Origin of the sequence: Microbulbifer discodermiae, from assembly GCF_040742695.1 — a bacterium.
Lineage (GTDB): Bacteria > Pseudomonadota > Gammaproteobacteria > Pseudomonadales > Cellvibrionaceae > Microbulbifer.
Genome location: NZ_JBFLAB010000004.1, coordinates 32,340 through 52,497 on the forward strand (window position 1 = coordinate 32,340; position 20,158 = coordinate 52,497).

The following is a 20,158-nucleotide window of genomic DNA, read 5'->3' on the forward strand; positions in this document are numbered from 1 at the left end:
ATTTACTACACCTGCAGACTTTCTACACAGTGCTGCAGGAATATATAAGCCCCGTCCCCGACTTGGTCAAGCAAACAGCTGCATTCCCATTCGGCCAGTGGCGGCGTCCGTGGTCGCCGGAGCGACGATAATCCGGCCCCGCAGGGCCCCTCGCAGGTTGTTAAAAAAGCCTTTCCTGGCTTTCCTGGCTTTCCTCAACCCGGGTTTACGGCGCATGTCCGCAAACCGTCCATGACAAATCAAGCAGCTACACGCTTGATTTGCGGCCCGAACATCCCGGTTCGGGACAGCGTGGAGTTGAAAAATACGTTTTCAACTGCCCGCCAGGCGCCTCATGCCGCATCGGGCCGACCCGGTGGCAACCGGATGGCCTGTTCAATCAGCGGTCGAAAGCGACCCAGTGCGGCTTCCAGCGCTGCCAGGCCCGGATCGCCGCTGCTTTCCCGCCACTGCACCCCCAGGCCCCCGCGGCTGGCCACCACCGCACAGGCGTCCTCCGGCAGCACCCCGAGCATTTCAACCAGTGCGGCTCGGGCGCTCTGCGGCGCAGCGCGCCCGTTGCGCCAGTCCCACCTGCCGGCGAAATGCATCGCGTGGGAGACCCGCTGCAACTCCAGCACCCAGTCCGTTTGCAATCGGCGACTATCCTCCCAACGGCCGAAATAGACCGCGGCGGACCCCTCTCCCAGAGCTGCCGGAAGCGGCATCATCTGCACCGTCATACCGGCTTTGGCTGCGCGCTGACGCAAAGCCGCGAGATCGCGGTCGCGACGGCTGGGCTTGATCCACATCACCGGCCCAACCACCAGGACAAGGGCAAACAGGACGATAATCAGGGGCAGCCAGCTGGCCATGGCCTCTCCGTGCCGGTGTCAAAGGGCGCCCATTGTGCGCGAAACGGCGCTATTCATGTCAACAAGTTTTTTTTACAGTAGACTCTGGTGGGGCCACAGTGCCACCGCAAAAGAACCCAAAAGGAGCTATGCAGCAATGGCCAGCTATCAACGTATACTCGTGGGACTGGACCTATCCGAAGAATCTGCCCAGGTTCTGCAGAAAGCGTCAGAAATCGGCAAGGCATCCGGTGCTGAGATCAGCCTTGTCCACGTGATCGAACCCCTTACCTTCGCCTATGGCGGCGACATTCCCATGGACCTGTCGGAAGTGCAGGAGCAGCTGCAGACCCAGGCCCGGGAACAACTGCACAAAGCCGCACAGTCATTGAGTGTGCCGGCGGAGCGCCAGCGGGTGGTATTGGGGCAGCCGGCCACCGAGATCCACAGGCTGGCAGACGAATTTGCCTCTGATCTGATCGTAATTGGCAGTCACGGCCGCCACGGCCTGGCACTGCTGCTCGGCTCGACCGCCAACGGCGTGCTGCACGGCGCCGGTTGCGATGTGCTGGCAGTGAGGGTGCACAGTGCCGAGGCGGATAAAAAGTAACGGCGAATATCCGCACTTCCGTCTACTGGTGCGAATCCAGTTCCGCCCAGCGATCAAAGGCGGCGTCCAACTGCGACTGCAGCTGCGCATACCGCTTTAACCGCTGGTCGATGACAGCGGGCTCGCGGCTGTAAAAATCCGCCGCGCCCACCTCAGCCTCCAGGGCAGCCAGTTCCTCTTCCAACTGTTCAATCTGCCCCGGCAGCGCGTCCAGCTCACGCTGCAGTTTGTAGCTGAGCTTTTTCTTTTTTGCCCGGGCCCCGGAAATCCCAGCGCCGCTCTCGCGGGCCGGCTGGGCTTTTGTGCTACCGGCCTTTGGCACCGGGTCCCGCCAGGCCCCGAAACAGCCGCCCTGGCGGATGAAATCGGCGTAGCCACCCACATACTCGCGCACTCGCCCATCGCCCTCGAAAGCCAGGCAGGAACCCACCACATTGTCGAGAAAAGCCCGGTCGTGGCTGACCAGCAAAACAGTGCCGGCAAAATCCAGCAGCAGCTGCTCCAGCAGTTCCAGGGTTTCGACGTCCAGATCGTTGGTGGGCTCGTCCAGCACCAGAATATTGGCCGGCTGGCTGAACAACTTGGCCAACAGTGCCCGGTTGCGCTCGCCACCACTCAGGGCTTCCACTCTGGTGCGCGCCTTGACGCCGGAAAAAAGGAAATCGGCCAGGTAGGACATCACATGCCGGTCCCGACCACCGATGGAAATCGACTCCCTCCCCTCGGCGATATTATCCAGTACCGAGAGCCCCGGATTCAGCTGGTCGCGGCGCTGGTCAAAATAGGCCACATGCTGGCGGGTACCCAGCCGGACCTGTCCGCTATCCGGCTGCAACTGCCCTAACAGCAGCTTGATCAGGGTGCTCTTGCCGGCGCCATTGGGGCCGATCAGGCCGACCTTTTCGCCCCGCAACAGCGTCAGCGACAAGTCCCGGATAATGGGCTCAGAGCCCCCGTATGAAAAATTGACTCTGGTCAGCTCCGCTACCAGTTTGCCGGACCGCTCGCCCGCATCCAGTACCAGCTTGGCGGAACCCTGGGCGCCGCGACGAGCCTCTCTCTGGCGGCGCAGCTCCTGCAGTGCGCGCACCCGGCCCTGATTGCGTGTCCGCCGCGCCTTGATACCGCGCCGGATCCAGTCCTCTTCCCGCGCCAGTTTTTTATCAAACAGTGCCTGGCTGCGCGCCTCCTCCTCCAGCAGCGCCTCCTTCTGTTTCTGGTATTGATCAAACTGACACCGGAACACCCGCAATTGACCCCGGTCCAGGTCCCACACACTGTGTGCGAGCCGCTGAGCCAGAGCGCGATCGTGGGTGACGAATAACAGGGCGCCGCGAAAGCCCGCCAGGAATTCCTCCAGCCATTCCACCGCAGCGATATCCAGGTGGTTGGTGGGCTCGTCCAGTATCAACAGATCCGGTGCCGCCACCAGCGCTCTGGCCAGTGCTGCGCGTCGCTGCCAGCCACCGGACAAGTCGCCCACCAGGGCACCGGACTCGAGACCCAGCCGGTCCATGACACTGTCGATTTGCGCCAGCAACTCCCAGCCGTGAGCCCGTTCAATCCGGGCCTGCAACTCCTCACACGGCCGGTCGCGGTAGTCCGCCAGCCGGAGGCCGACTTCCCCCAGTCCAGCGGCCACGTGTCGATACACAGTGTCGCGACAACCAGAGGGCAGCTCCTGCTCCAGGGTCCCCACCACCAGGCCGGTGCTGTAGATCACCTCGCCTCCATCCGCGTCAATTCCGCCCCCTATCAGGCGCAACAGGCTGGACTTTCCCTCACCATTGCGACCAACCAGGCAAATACGGTCCCCGCGCTCTATCTTTGCGCTGGCGCAGTCGGCGAGCACCTGGGTTCCATAACGCAGGTCGACACTATCGAGCTGAAGCAACATAACAACAACTAAAAAACTAACAGGTTATTGGAAAAGCCTCCCCTGGCTTTTTTCAGCCCGGGTTTGCGGCCCATGTCCGCAAAGCCTCAACGACAGAGCAAACAGTCACACACTTGATTTGCGGCCCGGACACCCCTGTCCGGGCCACCAGCTGCTGGCCAAGTCTTTTGCAGCGGCCTGCTAAACTCTATCAGGTTGTCGAAACAACCTTGCCCGGCTTTCCCCAAGCCAGTTTTGCGGCCCATATCTGCCTACAAATCAAGCAGTTAGACGCTTGCTTTGTCCCCCGAACACCTCTGTCCGGGGCAGCAGACTGTTGAAAAATACTGTTTCAATATTCGGCCTTAGGGCATGGCCCGCCGCCGGTGACTGGTCCGGCAACAGGGGACAAGCCACCGGATCAAGTGTAAAGAGGGATATTTTACGCAGAATTACCCGCAGGGTTCTGATAAATTCACCAGTGAGCGCTTTTTGATCAGGTGGTTTGGATGTTTTCAGGTAGTCATAGAATTGCGCTGCTTTATCTGCTGATGGTCGCTGCTGCACACAGTGACGCCGCTCCATCGGAGACGGGAACTGCGGCGACACAGCGCGAGCAACTCGCAGCGGCCCGTGCAGCCATTGCCGGTGGCGATCAGGGCAGTTACCGCAAGCTCAGGGCACAACTTCAAGATTACCCATTGCGCCCCTACCTGGATTATTGGTCCATCACCCGGCGTATTCACCGCCTTCCGCTGGCGGAGATAGATACGTTCCTGACCGACAACCGCGATACCGCTATCGGTGACTGGATGCGGGTACGCCTTCTCCGCGAGCTGGGTGCGCGCAAGCGCTTCCGCGCCTATCTTAAATACTACCAACCCGACACTGTCAAGCGTGCCTCACTGCAATGCTATTACGCCGATGCCCTGGCGCGACACGGGGACAAGGACCAGGCCTACGGCCTGGTGCAGGAATTATGGATGGTAGGTCACTCACAGACTGAGGAGTGCGATCCGGTGTTCGCCCGCTGGATCGCCGACGGTGGGCTGACCCCCGCACTCAACTGGAAGCGTCACAAGCTGGCAGTGGAAGAGAAGAATCTGGAGCTGGCGGCGTTCATCGCGCGCCGCATGGACAGTGCCCAAGGTGCCAGGGCGCAGCTTATGCGCCAGGTACACCGGCAGCCGGAACTGCTGCTGGACTACCAGCGGTTCAGCACCGGTCAGCCGGAGGACAGGGACATAGTGCTGTTGGGGTTGCACCGCCTGGCGCGCACCGACGCCGAGCAGGCCGACCGGGCCTGGGGGCGCTATGAAGCCAGCTTCCTTTTCTCCGCTGCCGAACGCAACGATTTGCTACGCGACCTGGCCCTGCGCTACGCACAGCAGGAGGATCTGCAGGGCCTGCAGCAGTTCATGCAGCGCCATGACGATATTGCCGATGCCCGCACCACCACTTGGCTCGCGCGGCAGGCGCTGCGCCGGTTGGACTGGGAACAGGTCAATTTCTGGATAGACCGACTGCCACAGGAGACCCAGGAACAGGAACGCTGGCTTTACTGGAAGGCGCGGGCAGTAAGGGAACTGTACGGCCAGCGCGGCGCGGAGGTGGCTAAACACCTTTACCAGAAAGCTGCCGCCGAGCGCAGTTACTACGGATTCCTGGCCGCCGATGCCATCGGCAACAACTACCGTTTTATCGACCGGCCCGTGCCCGTGACACCGGTCCAGGTCGCAGAAATGGCACGGCGCCCAGCCCTGCTTCGCGCGCGGGAACTGCAGGCCATCGGCGAGTTTTACCACGCCCGCCGGGAATGGGAATACGCCACGCGAAACATGTCACCACAGGAGTTGCTGGCGGCCGGTAAAGTGGCCAGCACCTGGGGCTGGTACCACAAATCGATCCAGTCCGTACTCGCCGCCGATTACCTGGACGACCTGGAACTCCGTTTTCCCCTTGCCTTTGCCGACATAGTCGGTGAAGTCAGCAAAAAGTCGCCACTGGATCCCAACCTGATTTATGCGGTGGCACGACAGGAAAGTCACTTCAGCCGCGACGCCAAGTCCTCCGCCGGAGCCCTCGGGCTGATGCAGCTGCTGCCGTCAACCGCCCGCGACACGGCCCGGCGCGCCGGCGTACCCTACAGGCGCAGTTGGGATCTGCTGAGCCCGAGCACCAACATCGCGTTGGGCAGCTTCTACCTCGGCAGCCTGCTCCACCGCTTTGACAACAACCGCATTCTTGCAACCGCAGCTTACAACGCGGGGCCGGCGCGGGTAGCCCGCTGGTTGCGTGAGACCCAACACCGACTGCCCTACGACGTCTGGATCGAGACAATTCCCTTTCAGGAAACGCGAAAGTACGTACAAAACGTACTCGCCTATACGGTGATTTACGCCTACCGTAGCGGCGCTGCGCAACCGCTGGTACGGGACCATGAGGCGGCGGCCAAACTCTGACTTTTTTCGCACGAGGTTTGAGGCCAGGGCGGATTCAAAGCCGGTTGCCGAGCCAGTGCCGCAGCTGCTCACCATCGAATGGCCAGGGGCATACATCGTCGTGATCCCCCAGACCCACCACCGGGATTTGCGTCGCAAACCGCTCCAACAGCAGGGCGTCGTCGGCGATATCCACTTCCTGGAGACTTAGATCGAAGGGTTTCAGCAAAGGCCAGATCTCGGCCTTGGCCTTTTCGCACAAGCTGCAGCCGAGTGTTGTATAGAGAAGCAACGGGCGCGCCATAAACTCAGACCAGACCCCGGCTGTAGACCCAGTAGAGACCGGCGACAGCCCCCAACACCAGCATGCCGAGCACCCAATAGACACCCCGCCCCCCATCGGCTGCAGTCTGGCCGGCGTCATAGCGCCGCCGCTCAACCGTCGCCTCGGTGGGGGACGGGATATCGTTTCTCAGGCTGGCCACCGATGCCCCGGCCCTGCGCTCGCCGGCCGCAGTCACCACGGGTCGCACCGTGGTGCGGTCGCGATCATCGGCCGGCCCCACGATACTGAAACTCAAGGTGTCGAAACGCAGTTCGTCGCCCCGGCGGACACGGGTTTCCGACACACGCTCATTGTTTAAATAAGTGCCATTGGCGGAGCCGAGATCCGTCACAAACAAGAGTCCACCGCGGATTTCGAGGCGTGCGTGACGGCGCGACAGATGCGACAGCGAAAAGGTGATATCACTCTCGTCCGAACGACCCACTACGGTACTCTCACGAATCGGGAATACCCGGCCGGCGATCGCCGGGTGGTTGGCGCGCAAAGCCCAGGACACCGGCGCCGCGGCAGCGGAGGCCTGCAACTTGGTCACTTTGGGATCCACCACCATCAGTTCCCGACTGCCCACTTTGACCCGGTCGTTGAGCCCGACGGCACAGCTGGTCTCCACCAGTTTGTCATTCATCCACAATTGCTTGCCGGCGAGGTTGTGCAACATCAACTGCTCGCCTTCTATCACCACTTCCGCGTGCAGTTTGGCAACAGTTTCGTCCGCAATGGTCAAGTCACAACCCGCTGCCCGTCCGATAGTCACTTTTGGTGCAACCAACCATACGCTGACGCTGGCATCGCTGAGATCGCAAAGTTTGAGCATGGAAACATTATCCTTTTTTCTCCCGCCTCATCGACTGCGACGAGCGCGGCAATACATAGGTCCCGGACTGCGCATCACCCCCAACAGCGCCGGCCCGCTCCCACTCAGGCGCTGAAGTTTAACACGCCCGCTTTTGTTGACATGTGAATCGGTTTGCAGCGTAGAATGGCTTCGCGCATTATTATGTTGTGCTGTGCCCGGGTGAAGGCCTATATAACAGGTATCAACGTACATTTTAATGCATTGAACCATAGGCCTCCCACCAGACGAATGCAGATGACGAGAGTTTTCAGCGAGTAGCAGACATAAGCAGTACCAGCTGACGTATCTGACAATCCACAATAACAACAAGGTAGTTGCAGGGCAGTGAGTGAAGCCAAACTAAGTGAGGTACCCCGCAGTACCGGCGAAATGCAGCGGGTCAGGTTGGCTGAGCGCAGCGCTGGCGCGACTCACCCGGGTTATACCCGGGAACAGAATGAAGACGCCTTCTGGGGAGATGAGCATCGCGGCATCTGGGTGGTTGCTGACGGCCTCGGCGGTCACCAGGCGGGTGAGATTGCCAGCAAAACCGTCGTCGAGGAGATTCGGCGCTCCTCCACCACAGACAGGCACTATGAGCGCGCCCTGCAGCGCGCCCATGCACTTCTGGTTGGCGAGGAGCACGACAGCACCAATATGGGCTCCACCGTGGTGGTTGCGGCGGAGGATGGAGCTTATTTCCACATATACTGGGTCGGCGACAGCCGCGCATATCTCTGGACGCCCGGGGGGATTCAGGGCCAGCTGCAACAACTGACCAGCGACCACTCCTATGTGCAAATGCTGGTGGACTCGGGTGTAATCAACTCCACCGAAGCCGCCAGCCACCCGAACCGCAACGTCATCACCCGCTGTATCGGCGGCAGCACCAATCCCAAACTTGAGGTGGACCGGGTCTCCTCCCCCTGGGCTCCGGGTCAGCGACTGCTGCTGTGCAGCGACGGCCTCAGCGCCGAGGTCGAAGCGGACCAGATCGAAAAAATCCTGGCGGAGAATGCCGACAACCGCCGGGCCGCAGAACTGCTCATCGCCGCCGCGCTGGATGCCGGCGGCAGGGACAATGTCACCGTACAGTTAATCGATGCCCCCGCTACCAGTTCCAGTACCAATATCCGCTGGCCCTTTCGCTGGTGGCTCAGGTGCACTTATAGCGCGGCCCTGCGCAGGTGGCGGTGGCTGGCGGGGGCAGCGCTTGCCATCGCAGTGACAGCCTACTGGCTGATCGACAAAATCTGATTCGGGGAAATGGACTCGATGGAAGTCGCAAGCAGCTCCACCACACTGGCAATCCCCGGTTACCGTATTCTGAAAAAAATTAACCAGGGTGGCATGTCTACCGTGTATCTGGCGGTACAGCGCAGTGTCGGCCGCCAGGTGGCGCTGAAAGTCATGTCGCCGGCTCTCAATGCGGACCCTATTTTCAGCGAGCGTTTCCAACGCGAGGCCAATATAGTCGGCCAGCTGTCACACCCCAATATTATCGGTATCCACGATATCGGCTGCTACCGGCGCCTCAACTACATCGCCATGGACTACCTGGCCGGGGGCTCGGTTGCCGACCGGCTCGCCAAAAGTGCCATGGACCCGCTGGAGGCGCTGAACATCACCAGGGAGATCGCCCTGGCACTGGACCACGCACACGGCAAGGGTTATGTGCACAGGGATCTGAAGCCGGAAAACATACTCTTTCGCGAGGATGGTTCGGCGGTGCTTACCGATTTTGGCGTCGCCCGCACAGTGGCGGGCACCAGCCGCATGACAACCACCGGTATGGTGGTGGGCACCCCCCACTACATGAGCCCGGAGCAGGCCCGCGGCGCCGCTATTGACGGCCGCGCGGACCTCTACAGCCTCGGGGTGGTACTCTATGAAATGATCACCAGTGTGGTTCCATTTCAGGCGGAGGAGGCGGTAGCCATCGCCATCAAGCACCTCACCGACCCGGTACCCAAACTGCCCGCGCGCCACTCTCTCTACCAGCCTATGCTGGACCGCTTCCTGGCCAAGGACCCCGACAACCGCTTCCAGAGGGGCCTGGAAGCCGTGGACACAATCGACCAACTGCTGGCGACGCTGGCTGGCAAGCCCGCCGTACAGAGCATGCAGCAGGATTCCAATCCGGTGGGCACATCGAGCCTGATTCGCGCATTGCTGATCACACTGTACGGAACCCTATCGAACCAGTTGTCCAGCGCCTGGCGCCGGTGGTGGGACAAACCGTTGCAGGAAAATCCCGAGCGCGCAGAACAGACCACCGTCATTCGGGTCAGGCAGGTCTTGCAGCAGGTGCCCCGGCAACGGCGGCGACGCTGGATTTCAGGCACCGTTGCTCTGGCGGTGATACTTGTTTGCTGGCTGGGCCTTAGCCTGCACAGCCGTGTATTTGCCTGGCGCTTCGACTATGGCCCGCTGGAATCCGCGCGCCAGCTGACTGCCGCCCTGCTGTTGCCGGGCGAAGCGCACCCTGTTGCTGCCATACCTCAAGCGGCGCCCCCGGAACCGGCGGCAGTGCCCGCTACAGAGGATCTCACCGGGGAAATTTTGCAAGGGGACGCGCACGAGGCGCGGCAGGCACAGCAAACACCGACACCCGCGGATGTCGTGTTGGCGCCACAAGAAAATGAGGCCCCGCCGATGGATACCGCCGAGGTTGCAGTACCCCCTGCGGATCCGAGCGCAGACGGCCCGGCAGACGAAGCCGAAGTGGCCGCCCCCACTCCCGAGCCACCCAGATACAGCCTGAGCGTGAAAACCAGCCCCGGCAACGCCCGGGTGCGGATTATGAACATAGCGCCCCGCTACGAGCCGGGCATGGCTCTGCCGCCGGGGCCCTACGACCTGGAAATCAGCAGGCCCGGCTACGTCACCGAGCGGCGCTGGATCACCATCGAGGACAGTGATCTGTCGGTTGCGGTAACCCTGGCGCGGGCCTTTGTACCCGGCAGCCGGTTCCGCTCCCCCCTGTCCGGTGGCGGTCGGGGCCCGGAAATGGTGGTCGTCGGCAGCGGCCGCTTCACCATGGGCAACAACAAACGGGCTGTCGCCAAACCCGAGCGCCGGGTCCGCATAGGCAGGGCTTTCGCCATATCCTCCCACGAGATCACCTTTGACGACTACGATCTCTTCGCCAAAGAAGCCGGCGCAGCTTTGCCTGGCGACGCCGGCTGGGGACGGAAAAGTCGACCGGTCATCAACGTGGCCTGGAGAGATGCTGTGGACTATACCCGTTGGCTGTCGCGCAAAACCGGCAAACGCTATCGCCTGCCCAGCGAGGCGGAATGGGAATACGCAGCCCGCGGTGGCAGCAGCAGCCCCTTTTGGTGGGGAAAGGGCAAAGCAAATGGAAAGGCAAACTGCCGCCGCGGTTGCGCCAGTCAGTTCACCGGCCTCTTCACCGCCACCAGTTCCCCAGTGGGTCACTATCCGGCCAATCCGTTCGGACTCTACGATACCGCCGGCAATGTGGCGGAGTGGGTTCAGGATTGTTTTGTGGCCAATCACAGCCGCGGCCGCAGCGATGGCCGCCCGGTGGCTATTGAAAACTGCTCCCAGCGCACTTTGCGCGGCGGTTCCATGCGCGACCCGGTCGCCAATACCAGCTCCGACTACCGCAAGGGCCTGGACCAGAGCACACTGTCCCGCGAAGTGGGTTTTCGCGTGGTCATGGAGTTGCCTTAGCAGGCTGCTGAAATTCAAAGAATTTCGACGCCTGTTACCGGAATATGGATGTTCCGGCAAAATCGGCGACGCCTAAGTCGTTGATTTTGGGAGAAAAGTGAAAATCACATTTTTCGCTTTTCGTTTGTTGAAAAAGGCAGGATGCCTTTTTCAACAACCTGTTAGGGCTTGTTGACACTAACTGAGTGAGCCCTGCCCTGTGCATCAGCTGTGTGCCCGGATCCTCCAGACCTGGTGAATTTTCGGATTGCGCTGAAAATCCCTGTCCAGCAATTTCGCGGAAAGATTTTCCAGCAGGAATTCCCCTTGCAATGCATCGTCCATTTTGAAGCTGCGCAGGTTTGTGGAGAAAACGAGAATGCCTTCGGGCGCAAGCAGGGTCACACACTGGCGAATCAACTTTACATGATCCCGCTGCACGTCCAGCACCCCGCGCATTTTGGCCGAATTGGAAAAACTGGGCGGGTCGAGAAAAATCAGGTTGTAGTGGCCGCGCCGGTTCTGCTGTGCCGCGTCCAGCCACTGCAGGCAATCCGCCTCCACCAGCTGGTGCCGGTAGGGGTCCAGCCCATTGCGCTGGAAGTTTCTCGCGCTCCAGGCGCGATAGGTCTTGGACATGTCCACACTGGTGCTCTGGCTGCAGCCGCCCAGCGCCGCCTGCACCGTCGCTGTGGCTGTATAGCAGAAGAGGTTCAGAAAGCGCTTGTCCCGCGCATGCTGGCGCAGATACTGCCTGACAGGACGGTGATCGAGAAATAAACCCGTATCCAGGTAGCGCCACAGATTCACTTCCAGCTCGGCGCCGTACTCATTGACCCACAGGGAGGGCCGCGCATCACTCCGGCTCTCGTATTGGGCGGATGCGGCTTTGCCCTGCGCCGCCTTGTGGGAGTGGCGGCGGCGCTCTTTGATGCTGATATTGCCCCGGGGCAGTTGCAGCACCTCCTGCACCGCCCGCACCAGATCCCGCAGCCGGGCCCGGGCCCGGTCCTCCGCAATTGAGGCGGGCGCGCGGTACTCCTGCACATGGGCGAAAAGCTCACCGTCGAGTGCCCGATAAAGATCGACGGCGGCGGCGTATTCCGGCAGATCCGCATCGTAGAGGCGATAACAGTCGATACCCTGTTTCTGCGCCCACTTGCCGTTGACCCGCAGATTCTTGCGCAGCCGGTTAGCCACCATCTGACCACCGGGCGACAGGAGCGGGGTCGCGCTGGAATCCCCTTCCACAGGCTGTGCATGCACACGAAACAGCAGCAACTGTGCCGCTATGCTGCCGTTGTACAGCTGATACCGCTTGTGTGCGCGCAAACCAGTGGCATACCCCAGCTCCGGATTGCCGGTAAAGACCCCCAGAAGCCAGCCGGGGAACTCCGCCTTGAGTTGGCGGCCCAGTTCGGCGTAGGTTTCCCGCAGGGCCTCCTGTTCCCCCAGGCGCTCCCCGTAGGGGGGATTGGTCAGCACCAGCCCCTTCTCTACCGGGCGATGACTGGGTACCTTGAATGCCGCCACCGGGCGACAACTCACCCGTACAAAACGCTCCAGGCCCGCATGGGCGATATTGGCCTCTGCGGCAAACACAATTCTGGCATCGGCATCGTAGCCGCGAATTTCCGGCAGCCCCTGCTCCAGCCCCCGCTGCCTCCGTATCTGTGCCTCCTCCCGCAGAGCCAGCCAAATGTCACCCTGGTGATTGAGCCAGCGCTCGAAACCGAAATCGGCCCGCAACAACCCAGGCGCTATATCCGCGGCCATCATCGCCGCTTCGATCAGGATGGTGCCGGACCCGCACATGGGGTCCAGCAGCGCCCCTCCGGCGGCCGCGATCTGGGGCCAGCCGGCGCGCAGCAACAGCGCCGCGGCCAGGTTTTCTTTTAGCGGCGCGGCGCCAATTTGGGTGCGGTAACCGCGCTTGTGGAGACTCTCACCACACAGGTCGATGGCGATATCCAGCCTGCCCCTATGCAGGCGCAGGGCTACGCTCAGGTCGGGATTATTGCGCTCCACCAGCGGCCGCTCGCCACACTCCCGGCGCATCCGGTCGACAATCGCATCCTTGGCCCGCTGGGCCCCGAACTGGCTGTTGCGGATCTCCCGGTTGGTACCGGAAAACTGCAGCCATAACTTGCCGCCGGGATTGATATGTTGCTCCCAGGGAATCGCCCCCACTGCCCGGTAGAGATCATCGGCATCCTCAACCGACTCCTGCGCCAGCTGCAACAGTATTCTGTTGGCCAGCCGGCTCCACAGACAGCAGCGGTAAGCCAGTGTCAGGTCGCCGCGGAACTGTACTGCCGCCGGCTGCTCGCGGGCCTCCCCGGCCCCCAGTGCGCACAATTCGGACGCCAGCAGCCCCTCCAGGCCCTTGGGGCAAGTGGCGGTAAATACAAACTCTTGCGGTGATCTGGTCAAAATTCAGGTATCTCTAGTGTATATGTCGCGGTACCGCGGCCAGCGCCATGTCAGCCCGGGTCGATGCGCCGGCGGGATCATAGCGCAATAAAATTCCCCTGCGCCAATGGTTCGGACAACAGCATCCGCAAGCTTATGCCATTCCTATCTATGCCATTGCCTGCTTAGCAAAAACCAGGCTCAACGCACTAGCCGTTTGCACCATTGCGGCTTCCGCCACCTGTGTTCATGCCATTCCATCGACGTGCGCCAGTATTCTAAGGCCTGTTCACAAGCCACGTGGCTTTTTGAATCCGTTCGCGGACCATATTCTTTTACATAGAGGGTTGAGCGCTGATCAGCCCAGCGGCCTTAACGGGTTTCGCCGGTTGCAATTGTCGTGAGCCGCCGGGCCGGCAAGGGCAGCCGACGACAGGGTCACTTATGCACCGTCAACCCGGCCACCCAGGGGCCGGATGAAGAGGCTCCACCCGGACCCCCGTCACCACCCATAAACAAACTGAGGTGCTGCAAACGATGAAACGTCAAAAACGCAACCTGCCCGATAGAGCCTTTTGCAAAGGTTATCTGGCCGCCACCGAAAATAAACCGGTCGACAGCTGCCCCTTTTTCACGGGCGATCGACACCAGGAGTGGATAAACGGCTGGCGCGAAGGACGCGAAGATTACTGGAATGGACTTGGGGCTTCCACCAAAGCCCAGAAACTCGAAACCTACCGAACAGTGACCACCGAAACCCATCACCCCGACGGCTGGAGTACTATCTGAAAGCTTGTCGAGAAAACCTTCGATGTTTTTTCACCCGGCGAATCTCCAGCGCCAGAGCCGGGGATCAGGCTGCCTTGGTCCCCTCCCGCCGGGCCAGTGCTATCGCTTCGGCAGCCTCGCGGATCAGGCCGGGCCCGCGATAGATAAAACCCGTGTAGATCTGTACCGCGGTCGCGCCGGCACGGATTTTTTCCGCTGCGCTTTCACCATCGTCAATCCCGCCGACGCCGATAATGGGTAGTTCTCCATCCAGTTTCTCAGCCAGCGCAGTTATCATCCGGGTGGATTTTTCCCGCAGTGGCCTGCCGCTCAAGCCGCCCTCTTCTGTTCCATAGGGAAGGTTGGTGACACCGGATTTATCGATGGTGGTGTTGGTGGCAATCACCCCATCGATTTCAAACTCTTTCAACGCCCCGGCAATGTCGCCGACCGCATCCAACTCCATATCCGGAGCTATCTTCACCGCCAGGGGTACATAGCGGCCGGCATCCCGCGCCAGTTGCCGCTGCCTGCTTTTGATGGCCCCCAGCAGTCCGCTCAGGCTGTCGCCAAACTGCAGTTCCCGCAGCCCCCTGGTGTTGGGTGAAGAGACATTGATAGTAATATAGTCCGCGTAGGGGTACACCTTCTCCAGGCAGAAACAGTAGTCATCCGCAGCGCGCTCAACCGGGGTATCGAAATTTTTGCCGATATTAATGCCCAGGACCCCGCCGAAGCGGCGCCTGCGCACCCGCTGAATAAGGTAGTCCACGCCGAGGTTGTTAAAACCCATGCGGTTGACAATCGCCCCAGCCTCCTCCAGGCGAAATATGCGCGGTTGCGGATTGCCCGGCTGGGGGCGCGGGGTCACAGTGCCCACTTCCACAAACCCAAAACCCAGCGCGCCCAGGCCGTTGAACGCCTGGGCATTCTTGTCCAGACCCGCGGCCAGGCCCACCGGGTTGGGGAGTGTCAGCCCCATCAGCTCGACCGGATCGTCGGCCACCGGTTTGGCCAGCAGGGACATAAGCCGGAGCCGCTCCGCGGCGCCTATGGCATCAATGGTGAGGTGGTGGGCCCTTTCCGGGTCGAGCGCAAACAGGGCTTTGCGCAAATATGAATACATGCCGCTCCTCTATATTTTTAACTGCGACGGGTCCATCCGTCGACACATAAATCACGCACATCATTTCCCAGCCGCAGCTGTGTCCATCGTTCGAGCCACATCACACTTCGGCCAACGACGGCTGATCGGCGGTGGCATTGGCCAGATACATCAGTTCGCGCAGCGCGACCACAAACATGGCAAAGTCGCCGGTGGGCACAGCCTTGAGTTCGCCCAACACATTTTCCCAGCGCTCTATGGCGGGCGCCATGATAGCGCTCCAACGGGAGATTGCACCATCCACGTCCAGGTCCGCATCCCGGGCCAGGCGCAGAATATTGACCGCGAGACTGCTCAACTGGCTGTCCAGGTCATCCATGCTGGTCTCGCGCGCCTGAGCCTGCCAGAAACTGTCCACCGGCAAGGCAATAATCTGATTACCAAACCACTGCAGGTCGAGTGTGTCCGCAAGGCGGAAATAAACCCGCGCCACTTCCTCTACCGGCCACTCGCTGGTGCGGGATGTCTGGGAAATGCCCAGGGCGGAATAAAGATAGGTCGGCGACGCCGCCAGTAGCGCGATTGGTTCCGGCACCTTTTCCAGCAACAGGGTCTGATAGCGGGATTCCCACTCCCGCCGGGGCTCACCGCTGAGCACTTCCGGCAGTGCCTTGATCACCCTCTGCACAAGTTCGCCGAACAGCACATTGTCGGTACCGGGCTCCAGGTCCCCGCGCCTGTTGCGAATAAACCAGCGGGCGGCGCGCCTGACGCGCCCGGCCATTGAATCGAGCAGTTCGATTTGCAGCTGTGCGGGCACCTGGTAATCCAGTGACGCCACGCTCTGCTGAAACTCGTTCATCAGATAGACATCGCGGGCGCTGACGTAAGCGGCGGCGATGGTATTGATATCGGCACCGGTGGCGCCGCTGAGGCGGTTGAAAAAAGTGATGCCCATATTGTTCACCAGTTCGTTGGCCAACTGGGTGGCAACTATCTGGCGCCGCAGTGGATGCTCATATACCAGTTCCCGGTAACGGGCCACCAGCTCCAGCGGGAATGCCGATTCCACCGCCTGGCGGACGTGGGCATTGTCGATAATCTCCGCCTGCAGCAGTTCCTCCTTGAGCTTGACCTTGACGTAGGAAATCAATACAGAAAGCTCCGGTCGCGTCAGGTACTGCTCCTGGTTGTGGCGCTCGGTGATCTGTTCATTATCGGGAATAAATTCCAGGGTGCGGCGCAGGCGTCCCTCGCTCTCCAATGCGTTGATGGTACGGCGGTATTCATCCAGGCGCTCCGGAACCTGAAACTCCGCGACACTGAGTGCCTGGGTCTGCCGGTAGTTGTTGTGCAGTACCAGATCACTGACGGAATCCGTCATTTCCTCCAGCAGCTGATTGCGCTGCTTGTCGGTCAGATCGCCGTTGGCGACCACTTTGTTCAGCAGGATCTTGATATTTACTTCGTGGTCGGAGCAGTCGACCCCGGCGGCGTTATCGATAAAGTCGGTGTTGCAGCGGCCACCGTTCAATGCAAATTCAATCCGGCCCCGCTGGGTCATGCCAAGGTTGCCACCCTCACCAAACACTCTGGCCCGCAATTCCCGCCCATCCACACGCACGGCGTCGTTCGCCTTGTCCCCCACGTCCCCATGGTTTTCGCTACTGGCCTTGACGTAGGTGCCGATACCGCCGTTCCAGATCAGATCCACCGGAGCTTTCAACAGTGCGTTGATCAGTTCATTGGGATTGAGCCGGTCCGCCTCAATGGCAAACGCAGCCTTCATCTCGGGGGTGATGGCAATGGACTTGACGCGGCGGTCGAAGACACCCCCACCCTTGGAGATCAACCCTGTCTCATAGTCCCTCCAGCTGGAGCGCGGCAGGGCGAACAGACGTTGGCGCTCCGCGAAGCTGGTTGTCGCATCCGGGTTGGGATCGATAAAGATATGCAGGTGATTGAAGGCCGCTCGCAGGCAGATATGTTCGGACAGCAACATACCATTGCCGAAAACGTCACCCGCCATGTCGCCAATGGCAATAACTGAAAAGTCCTCCTTTTGTACATCGACGTCCATTTCGCGAAAATGGCGCTGTACCGAAACCCAGGCACCCCGCGCGGTGATGCCCATTTTTTTGTGGTCGTAGCCCTGGCTGCCCCCGGATGCAAAAGCATCGCCGAGCCAAAAGTCGTACTCAGCGGCGATACCATTGGCGATATCGGAAAATGTCGCTGTGCCCTTGTCGGCCGCCACCACCAGATAGGGGTCGTCCGCGTCGCGGCGCACCACCAGCTGCGGCGGCACCGCCTCTCCGTCGCGCAGATTGTCGGTGATATCCAGCAGGCCGCGGACAAATGTTTTGTAACAGTCGATACCCGCTTCCAGCATCGCCTCGCGACTGCCATCCACCGGCGGCTTGCGCACTACAAAGCCACCCTTGGCACCGCTGGGAACAATCACCGCATTTTTTACATTCTGCGCCTTGACGAGGCCCAACACCTCTGTGCGGAAGTCCTCCAGCCGGTCCGACCAGCGCAGGCCGCCCCGGGCCACCTTGCCACCGCGCAGGTGAACCCCCTCCACACGGGGCGAGTAGACAAAAATCTCGAACTCCGGTCGCGGCTCCGGGATATTGGGTATATTGCGCGGACCGAATTTGATGGAAATATAATCCTTGGGCTGTTCGTTCTCATCCAGCTGGAAAAAATTGGTGCGCAGGGTGGCCAGAATAAGATCCAGATAACGGCGGATCACCTGGTCTTCGTTGAGATTGTCCACACCGTCGAGACCGTCGTGGATCTTGCTGATCAGGCGTTCGACCCGTGTCTGGTCCTGCTTGTTACTGGTGTTGATCCGCGGATCAAACATGGCGCGAAACAGCGCCACCAGATTGCGCGTGATCTCCACATGGCTGGCCAGCGTCGCGGCAATATAGGGTTGGCTGGCGCTGAACTTGATCTGCTTCAGGTAGCGGGCATAGGCCCGCAACATGGACACCTCCCGCCAGTTGAGGCGTGCGGCCAGCACCAGCCGGTTAAACGCATCACTTTCCGCCACGCCGCTCCAGATAGCGGCGAAGGCGTCCTGAAACATACCCCGTGACGCCTGCGCGTCCACCCGCGCCGGCAGACCGAACTCCAGGTGGAACTCATGCATCCACACGTCAGTGGAAGCCCGCGGACGTATGGTGTAGGGAAATTCACCCATGACCCGCAGACCGAGATTCTCCAGCACCGGGATCACATCGGACAGGGTCAGCCCACTGCCCCAGTTGAACACCTTGAAGCGCAGGCTGCCGGGCGCCGCCCCCACCGGTTGATAGAAACTCATGGCGACGCGGTTTTCCGCCGACAGATTCTGAATGGCGGCAACATCCTGCACCGCTATGCGCGGATCAAAGTCTTCGCGGTAACCGGCGGGAAAAGCCTGCCCATAAATACTGAACTGGCGATTGCCCTCCTCTTCACCGAGGCTGTCAATAAGGGATTTCTGGAAGACATCCTCCCAGGAACGCGTAATATCCACTATCTGCGCCTCCAGTCGCGCCACATTGATATCCACCTGTTCTTCGGGCGACACGCGAAACACGAAGTGCACCCGGGCCAAAATGGACTCGGAAAAATAGGTGGTAAAATCGGACTCTTTTGCATTGATGGTTTTGCTGATGTGCGCGCAGATGGTCTCCCGCACATCACTGTTGAACTGCTCCCGCGGCACATAAACTGTGGCGGTGACAAACTTGCCGAATGGGTCCCGGCGCATAAACAGGCGGATATGTGCCCGTTCATTCATACTCAACACACCCATCACCGTATGGAACAGTTCCCGGGCACTGCTTTGAAACAACTCGTCCCGCGGGAAAGTATCGAGGATACGCCTCAATGCCTTGCCGTCATGGGTATGGGGTGACAGGCCGCTGGAATCCAGTACCGAGGCCATTTTGCGGCGAATGATGGGAATCTTGATCGGACTCTCGGTATAAACCGGGGAGGTGTACAGCCCCATAAAGGCCGATTCACCGATAACCTCTCCGGCGCTATCGTAACGCTTGACGGTCACATAGTCCGAGTAAGCCAGGCGGTGTACCCGCGATTTTACCGATGACTTGGCGAAAGTGAGATAGTTGGGGCCCTGATAGAAGCGCTGTTTGCCTTCATTGAAGGCGGTTTCCGGAGTAGGGACCGCCGCTTCCTCCAGCTTTTTGAAAATGCCTAGACGGCGCTCCTCCACCTCGCACAGTACCTTGTTGTCCCCCTGCTGGCAGAATTCGTACTCGCGGTAGCCGAGAAAGGTAAAACTGCCGTCGCGCATCCACTGCAGGAAGGCGCAGGCTTCGCGCAGGTCTGCCTCATCTGACGCAACACCTTTGTACAGTTGATCCTCCATGGCACTGCAGGTATCCAGCATTGGCATATAGTCGTCCACTACCAGTTCGACTTCACCCAACACCTCTGCAATGGCTTCACTGAGCGCCGCTGCGCGATCCTCGGAGGAATCCAGGTTGATCTCCACATAAATGAGCGCCTCGGTATCGGCACCCGGCGCCGGTCCCTCCCCGGAGGGCGACCGCGACAGCAGCTCGCTCAATCTGCCGCCGCTGTCGCGGCGCAGCTGCATGACCGTGCTCTTGATGGAGTGAATGACAGTTTCGCGGCTGTTGATCTCGATGCGCACCGAGTCCACCAGAAACGGCATATCCCGTTGCAGCACCGCGACCACAGTGTGGGAGCACTCCCAACCATCGTCTTCGAGACGCGGATTGAACACCCGCACCTTGGGGCGGCCGGGCTGGCGCTGCTGAATAAAATCCCAGCAGGTGTAGATACACCCGTAAAGGTCCGCCAGGCGGCGACCGGCCAGGTCCTCCAGCGGATACTGGTGTAAAAACCGGGCGGCAAACGCCATCACCGGCTCAGCCTGATCCCCCAGCTTTGCACGCGCCAGCGCGCTCACCTGTTGCAGCAATTCATCCCGGCTGTCGGTAATTACTGTCGCCTTATTCACCGAGAACCTCCCAAATTCATCCGGTATCCACCACCGGTCGGCGCCGGTGACACAGCTATTTCATTTGTCCGCTGGCCATTGGCCGCAAACCCAAGCAGGCTGACTAAAGCGGCATCCAATCAGCTGAACTTTGCCTCACTTCACCGGTCCAGGACACACCGAGTGGTTGCCTCCCGGCCAACTGCCGCTAGAATCAACACAGCCGCCCCGATAGGCGGCCACTATATACAAGAGATGATAGATACC

The 20,158-nt window shown here is 60.5% G+C and carries 12 protein-coding genes; 5 read left to right on the forward strand and 7 right to left on the reverse strand.

All coding sequences use genetic code 11. The annotated features are described in order from the left end of the window. Positions 1-332: 332 nt before the first annotated feature. Positions 333-854, reverse strand: coding sequence for a hypothetical protein (locus AB1S50_RS02195; protein ID WP_367148744.1), 522 nt, complete (start codon positions 852-854; stop codon positions 333-335). A 136-nt stretch (positions 855-990) separates the two neighbouring features. On the opposite strand from AB1S50_RS02195, the gene AB1S50_RS02200 reads away from it, so the two are divergent. Then, positions 991-1,443, forward strand: coding sequence for a universal stress protein (locus AB1S50_RS02200; protein WP_367148745.1), 453 nt, complete (start codon positions 991-993; stop codon positions 1,441-1,443). 22 nt (positions 1,444-1,465) lie between these two features. Here the strand turns inward: AB1S50_RS02200 and AB1S50_RS02205 are convergent, their stop codons facing one another. Next, positions 1,466-3,340 carry an ATP-binding cassette domain-containing protein gene (locus AB1S50_RS02205; protein ID WP_367148746.1) on the reverse strand — a complete coding sequence of 625 codons (1,875 nt, stop codon included), beginning with the start codon at positions 3,338-3,340 and terminating at the stop codon, positions 1,466-1,468. Positions 3,341-3,828: 488 nt separating this feature from the next. On the opposite strand from AB1S50_RS02205, the gene AB1S50_RS02210 reads away from it, so the two are divergent. Next, positions 3,829-5,781 carry a transglycosylase SLT domain-containing protein gene (locus tag AB1S50_RS02210; RefSeq protein ID WP_367148747.1) on the forward strand — a complete coding sequence of 651 codons (1,953 nt, stop codon included), beginning with the start codon at positions 3,829-3,831 and terminating at the stop codon, positions 5,779-5,781. 34 nt (positions 5,782-5,815) lie between these two features. On the opposite strand, the gene AB1S50_RS02215 is transcribed toward AB1S50_RS02210, so the two are convergent. Together AB1S50_RS02215 and AB1S50_RS02220 are read right to left on the reverse strand one after the other, a co-directional pair. Continuing rightward, entirely contained in the window at positions 5,816-6,064 is a 249-nt protein-coding gene (locus tag AB1S50_RS02215; protein ID WP_367148748.1) for a glutaredoxin family protein, read from the reverse strand. 4 nt (positions 6,065-6,068) lie between these two features. Then, complete coding sequence (locus AB1S50_RS02220; RefSeq protein WP_367148749.1) at positions 6,069-6,920, reverse strand: FHA domain-containing protein; 852 nt, start codon at positions 6,918-6,920, stop codon at positions 6,069-6,071. 366 nt (positions 6,921-7,286) lie between these two features. On the opposite strand from AB1S50_RS02220, the gene AB1S50_RS02225 reads away from it, so the two are divergent. Beyond that, entirely contained in the window at positions 7,287-8,198 is a 912-nt protein-coding gene (locus AB1S50_RS02225) for a PP2C family protein-serine/threonine phosphatase (protein WP_367148750.1), read from the forward strand. 18 nt (positions 8,199-8,216) lie between these two features. After that, positions 8,217-10,640: a bifunctional serine/threonine-protein kinase/formylglycine-generating enzyme family protein gene (locus AB1S50_RS02230; RefSeq protein ID WP_367148751.1), complete on the forward strand. Its 2,424-nt coding sequence runs from the start codon at positions 8,217-8,219 to the stop codon at positions 10,638-10,640. Positions 10,641-10,844: 204 nt separating this feature from the next. Here the strand turns inward: AB1S50_RS02230 and rlmKL are convergent, their stop codons facing one another. Then, positions 10,845-13,052: a bifunctional 23S rRNA (guanine(2069)-N(7))-methyltransferase RlmK/23S rRNA (guanine(2445)-N(2))-methyltransferase RlmL gene (rlmKL, locus tag AB1S50_RS02235; RefSeq protein WP_367148752.1), complete on the reverse strand. Its 2,208-nt coding sequence runs from the start codon at positions 13,050-13,052 to the stop codon at positions 10,845-10,847. 516 nt (positions 13,053-13,568) lie between these two features. On the opposite strand from rlmKL, the gene rmf reads away from it, so the two are divergent. After that, positions 13,569-13,820 carry a ribosome modulation factor gene (gene rmf, locus AB1S50_RS02240; protein WP_367148753.1) on the forward strand — a complete coding sequence of 84 codons (252 nt, stop codon included), beginning with the start codon at positions 13,569-13,571 and terminating at the stop codon, positions 13,818-13,820. A 64-nt stretch (positions 13,821-13,884) separates the two neighbouring features. Here the strand turns inward: rmf and AB1S50_RS02245 are convergent, their stop codons facing one another. Then, positions 13,885-14,925 (reverse strand): quinone-dependent dihydroorotate dehydrogenase, encoded by a 1,041-nt coding sequence (locus AB1S50_RS02245; RefSeq protein WP_367148754.1) that lies wholly within the window; start codon positions 14,923-14,925, stop codon positions 13,885-13,887. A gap of 100 nt (positions 14,926-15,025) precedes the next feature. Beyond that, positions 15,026-19,912, reverse strand: a complete 4,887-nt coding sequence (locus AB1S50_RS02250; protein ID WP_367148755.1) for an NAD-glutamate dehydrogenase — start codon at positions 19,910-19,912, stop codon at positions 15,026-15,028. Positions 19,913-20,158 lie beyond the last annotated feature (246 nt).